This window comes from Corynebacterium sp. MSK047 (assembly GCF_030232285.1).
GTDB classification, from domain to species: domain Bacteria; phylum Actinomycetota; class Actinomycetes; order Mycobacteriales; family Mycobacteriaceae; genus Corynebacterium; species Corynebacterium jeikeium_D.
This window is the reverse complement of the sequence record NZ_JASPJI010000055.1, coordinates 1-996: the sequence shown is the minus strand read 5'-3', so window position 1 is coordinate 996 and position 996 is coordinate 1. Positions and strand designations below refer to the sequence as shown.

Genomic DNA, 996 nt, shown 5'->3' with positions numbered 1-996 from the left:
CCGTCCGGATACTGCCAGATATCGGCGTCCAGGGAGATGTCCTGAAGCGCGGTGTCCGGAATTTCAGGTTTGTGTCTCTACAAAGACTAACTATCAGAAAAACTCATCGAGCATCAAATGAAACTGCAATTTATTCATATCAGGATTATCAATACCATATTTTTGAAAAAGCCGTTTCTGTAATGAAGGAGAAAACTCACCGAGGCAGTTCCATAGGATGGCAAGATCCTGGTATCGGTCTGCGATTCCGACTCGTCCAACATCAATACAACCTATTAATTTCCCCTCGTCAAAAATAAGGTTATCAAGTGAGAAATCACCATGAGTGACGACTGAATCCGGTGAGAATGGCAAAAGCTTATGCATTTCTTTCCAGACTTGTTCAACAGGCCAGCCATTACGCTCGTCATCAAAATCACTAGCATCAACCAAACCGTTATTCATTCGTGATTGCGCCTGAGCGAGACGAAATACGCGATCGCTGTTAAAAGGACAATTACAAACAGGAATCGAATGCAACCGGCGCAGGAACACTGCCAGCGCATCAACAATATTTTCACCTGAATCAGGATATTCTTCTAATACCTGGAATGCTGTTTTCCCGGGGATCGCAGTGGTGAGTAACCATGCATCATCAGGAGTACGGATAAAATGCTTGATGGTCGGAAGAGGCATAAATGCCGTCAGCCAGTTTAGTCTGACCATCTCATCTGTAACATCATTGGCAACGCTACCTTTGCCATGTTTCAGAAACAACTCTGGCGCATTGGGCTTCCCATACAATCGATAGATTGTCGCACCTGATTGCCCGACATTATCGCGAGCCCATCTATACCCATATAAATCAGCATCCAGGTTGGAATTTAATCGCGGCCTCGAGCAAGACGTTTCCCGTTGAATATGGCTCATAACACCCCTTGTATTACTGTTTATGTAAGCAGACAGTTTTATTGTTCATGATGATATATTTTTATCTTGTGCAATATAACATGGGTT

General features: G+C 43.7%; 1 protein-coding gene. It reads right to left on the bottom strand.

The genetic code is table 11. The features are described 5' to 3' along the window. Positions 1 to 93: 93 nt before the first annotated feature. On the bottom strand, positions 94 to 909 hold the full coding sequence (gene aph(3')-Ia, locus QP981_RS11155; protein ID WP_000018326.1) for an aminoglycoside O-phosphotransferase APH(3')-Ia: 816 nt from the start codon (positions 907 to 909) through the stop codon (positions 94 to 96). Positions 910 to 996: the final 87 nt, after the last annotated feature.